Raw genomic sequence first — 4,809 nt, 5'->3', positions numbered from 1 at the left:
CTTGGGCGGGGGGGCCCCCCAGCTGCTGAGGGTGCGGGGTTTCGGGTTGGAGGCGGGCGAGATGGTGGCGGGGGGGGCCGCGCACCCCGGCGTCGCCCAGGCCGCCGTCCTCGCCCGGCAGGACCGTGCCGACGACACCCGCCTGGTCGCCTACCTGGTCCCGGCCGCCGGTGCCGCACCGCGCCCGGCTGACCTGCGTGAGCACCTCACCGAGCGGCTGCCGGAGCACATGGTGCCGTCGGCGTACGTCCTGCTGGACGCGCTGCCGCTGACCGCCAACGGCAAGCTGGACCACCGGGCCCTGCCCGCCCCCGACCTCGCCCCGGCGGCCGCCGGCCGTGCGCCGCGCACCCCGCAGGAGCAGGTCCTCTGCGAGCTGTTCGCCGAGGTCCTGGGCGTCACCTCGGCCGGCGTCGAGGACGGCTTCTTCGACCTCGGCGGACACTCCCTGCTCGCCACCCGCCTGGCCGCCCGGATTCGCGCGACCCTCGGTGTCGAGATGCCGCTGCGCACCCTGTTCGAGGCGCCGACCCCGGCTGCCCTGGCCGCCACCCTGGCGGCGGCCGGACCGGCGCAGGCCGCCCTGGCACGGCGCGAGCGCCCCCACGTGATCCCGCTGTCGTTCGCGCAACGCCGGCTGTGGTTCCTGCACCAGCTGGAGGGCGCCAGCGCCAACTACCACATCTCCCTGGTCTGGCGGCTGTCCGGAGATCTGGACCGGCGGGCCCTGGAGGCCGCGGTCGCGGACGTGGCGGCCCGGCACGAGAGCCTGCGCACCGTCTTCCCGGCCGTGGACGGCGTGCCGTACCAGCAGGTGCTGGACGTCGTGGCCGGCCGCCCGCGGCTGGACGTGAGCCGGACCACCGAGGACGGGCTGCCGGGCGCGCTGACGACCGCGAAGGCCCGTCCGTTCGACCTGGCGGTCGATCTGCCGCTGCGCGCCGGGCTGTTCGAGATCGCGCCGGACGAGCACGTACTGCTGCTGGTGATGCACCACATCGCGGGTGACGGCTGGTCGTTGGGCCCGCTCACGCAGGACCTGACCGCCGCCTACGCGGCGCGCTGCCGGGACGAGGAGCCGCAGTGGGCGCCGCTGCCCGTGCAGTACGCCGACTACACGCTGTGGCAGCACGAACTGCTGGGCGACGCCGCCGACCGGGACAGCCTGTTCGCGGGCCAGGCGGCCTACTGGACCCGGCAGTTGGCCGGGCTGCCGGAGCAGCTCCAGCTGCCCACCGACCGGCCCCGCCCGGCGGTCGCCTCCCACCGGGGCGGCTCCGTGCGTGCCGGGCTGGACGCCGAGCTGCACCGCGGTCTGCGCGAGCTCGCCCGTGAGCACGGGACCAGTCTGTTCATGGTGCTCCAGGCAGGACTTGCCGCGTTGCTGAGCAAGCTCGGCGCCGGCGACGACATCCCGGTGGGCAGCCCGGTCGCGGGCCGGACCGACCAGGCGCAGGACGAGCTGGTCGGCTACTTCGTCAACACCCTGGTGTTCCGTACCGACACCTCGGGCGATCCGACCTTCGCCGAGCTGCTGGGCCGGGTCCGGGACACCGCGCTGGCCGGGTACGCCCACCAGGACCTGCCGTTCGAGTACCTGGTCGAGGTCCTGAACCCGTCCCGGTCGCTGTCGCACCACCCGTTGTTCCAGGTCATGCTGGTGCTGCAGAACGCTCCTCGGGCCGACTTCGCGCCTCCCGGGCTGCGCGTCGAGGACGTGCCGTCGACGTCGACCACCGCCAAGCTCGACCTGATCTTCACCATGTCGGAGCGGCACGGGCAGGACGGTCCCCCTGGGCCTGGCGGCTCGGGAGGTGCCCCCACCCCGGAGGGGATCGACGTATTCGTCGAGTACACCAGTGACCTCTACGACCCGGCCACCGTCGAGACGATGATCGGGAGGTGGGAGCGGCTGCTCCGCGCCGCGGTCGCCGACCCGCGGCGGCGGCTCAGCCGGATCGGCCTGCTCAGCGCCGAGGAGCACGCCGAGCTGACGGCGCTGGGCACCGGCCCGGCGGCCCAGGCCTTCACCGAGAGCCTGCCGGAGTTGTTCCGGGAGCAGGTCCGGGCGACTCCGGACGCCCTCGCGGTTGTCGGGCCGGAAGTGTCGCTGACGTACGCGGAGTTGGACGCGCGGGCGAACCGGTTGGCGCATGCGCTGATCGCGCGGGGTGCGGGGCCGGAGCGGTTGGTGGCGGTGGCGCTGCCGAGGTCGGCCGAGCTGGTGGTGGCGATCCTCGCGGTGCTGAAGACGGGCGCGGCGTACCTCCCGGTCGATCCGGAGTACCCGGCCGCGCGGATCGGGCACATGCTCGACGACGCCCGGCCGGTCATGGTGGTGACCGACACCCGTACCCGGGATCGGCTGCCGGCCGGTCCGGCCGGTCGGCTGGTGGTCGACGACCTGGAGACGGCCGAGCTGGTCGCGGGCTGCCCGGTGACGGACCCCGCGGTGGCCGTCGACCCGGGCCACCCGGTCTACGTCATCTACACCTCCGGTTCGACCGGCAAGCCCAAGGGCGTGGTGGTGACGCACGGAGGCCTGTTCAACCTGTTCGCCGACCAGCGCTCGCTGGTCTTCCGGATCAAGGAGCGCATGCGGATCGGGCTGACCACGTCCGTGTCGTTCGACGCCTCCTGCGACCAACTGTTCGCCCTGTTCGCCGGGCACGAGCTGCACGTCCTGGACGAGGCGACCTGGACCGACCCGGACGCCTACCTCGAGTACGCCGTGCGGGCCGGGCTGGACACTGTCGGCGGAACCCCGTCCTACCTGCAAGTCCTTGTCGATCACGGCCTCTTGACCCACCCGCGGTGGCGTCCCTCGATGGTCGGGTTGGGTGGTGAGGCCGTTCCGGAGCAGCTGTGGGAGCGGCTGCGGGCGGCCGGCGAGGTGTTCTCCCTGAACTACTACGGGCCGGCCGAGTGCACGGTGGACTCGGTCTACGCGCCGGTGGAGTCGAGCGCGCGCCCGGTGATCGGGCGGCCGCTCGGGGGCGCCCGGCTGCACGTGCTCGACGCCGCGTTGCAGCCGGTACCCGCCGGTGTGCCGGGTGAGCTGTACCTCGCCGGTGCGGGCCTCGCGCGTGGTTACCTGAACCGGCCGGGTCTGACCGCGGGACGGTTCGTGGCGGACCCGTTCGGTCCGAGTGGATCTGGGCCCCTCGCTCCCAGCCTGGCGGCTGGGAGGTGCCCCCAGCCCGAAGGCGGGCAAGGAGGGCGGATGTACCGCACCGGTGACCTGGTGCGGTGGAACCCGGAGGGGAACCTGGAGTTCCTCGGCCGTACCGACGACCAGGTCAAGGTGCGCGGCTTCCGGATCGAACTCGGCGAGATCGAGACCGCACTGGCGGAACACCCGCAGGTCGCGCGGGCCGCCGTGATCGTCCGGCAGGACCGGGCGCGGGACACCCGCCTGGTCGCCTACCTGGTTCCCGCCACCGGGGCGGCGCCTCGGCCGGAGGACCTGCGGGCGCACCTGCGCGAGCGCCTGCCGGACTACATGGTGCCCGCCGCGTTCGTCTCCCTCGACGCCCTGCCGTTGAACGCCAGCGGCAAGGTGGACCGGCGCGCCCTGCCCGAGCCCGAGTCCACCGCGACGCAGGCCGGCCGGGCAGCGCACACTCCTCAGGAACAGGTGCTGGCCGGACTGTTCGCCGAGGTGCTGGGCCTGCCCGGGGTCGGCGTCGACGACGACTTCTTCGACCTCGGCGGGCACTCCCTGCTGGCCACCCGGTTGGTGGCCCGGGTCCGTGCGACGCTGGGCGTGGAGCTGCCGCTACAGGCCCTGTTCCGCAGCCCGACCGTGGCCGGGCTGGCCGCCGGGCTGGGCGGGGCGGACCGGGCCCGGCTGGCCCTGGAGCGGGCGGAGCGGCCCGACCGCGTGCCGCTGTCGTCCGCACAGCGAAGGCTGTGGTTCCTGCGCCAACTGGAGGGCGCCGACTCCGTCTACAACATGCCGCTCGCGTGGCGGCTCTCGGGACCGTTGGACCCGGCGGCCCTGGAGGCGGCGCTGGGCGACCTCGTCGTCCGGCACGAGACCCTGCGCACGGTCTTCCCGGCCGAGGGCGGTGTGCCCCACCAGCAGGTGCTGCCCGTCGGGGAGGTGCGCCCGAGGCTGTCGGTCGCCCCGGCCGACGAGCCGGCCCTGCCGGAACTGCTGACGGCGGCCGCGGCGCGCGGATTCGACCTCGCCACCGAACCGCCGCTGCGCGCCGAGCTGTTCGAACTCTCGGCGGACGAGCACGTGCTGCTCCTGGTGATGCACCACATCGCCGGCGACGGCTGGTCGCTGGGCCCGCTGGCGGCCGACCTGGCCACCGCGTACGCAGCGCGCCGCCGGGGCGAGGAGCCGCAGTGGGCGCCGCTGCCCGTGCAGTACGCCGACTACACCCTGTGGCAGGACCGGCTGCTCGGCGACGCGGACGACCAGGACAGCCTGTTCTCCCGCCAGGCGGACTACTGGAAGCGGACGCTGGCGGACCTGCCGGAGCAGATCCCGCTCCCGGCCGACCGCCACCGCCCCGCGGCCCCCTCCTACTCCGGTGGCCACCTCGCGATCGAACTGGACGCCGAACTGCACGCCGGGCTGCTCCGGTTGGGCCGGGAGCACGGCGCCAGCGTGTACATGGTGCTGCAGGCCGCCCTGGCATCGCTGCTGGACAAGCTCGGCGCGGGCACCGACATCCCGGTCGGCAGCCTGATCGCCGGCCGGACCGACGAGGCGCTGGACGACCGCCGCGGATGCTGGGTGGACACCCATGAGGGCCGTAAGGCCCCCCAGCGCGACCCCGCAATAGCCGAACAGCG

At 74.2% G+C, this 4,809-nt stretch carries 1 protein-coding gene; it reads left to right on the top strand.

Annotated elements, in window-relative coordinates; all coding sequences use genetic code 11:
* Positions 1-61: 61 nt before the first annotated feature.
* The coding region (locus ACFV61_RS32530; RefSeq protein WP_380495583.1) for an amino acid adenylation domain-containing protein at positions 62-4,809 on the top strand (4,748 nt) is incomplete at its 3' end.

Source organism: Kitasatospora sp. NPDC059817 (assembly GCF_042731835.1).
Taxonomy (GTDB): Bacteria; Actinomycetota; Actinomycetes; order Streptomycetales; family Streptomycetaceae; genus Kitasatospora.
The sequence above is the reverse complement of the archived record's forward strand: the minus strand, read 5'-3'. Positions and strand labels throughout refer to the sequence as shown.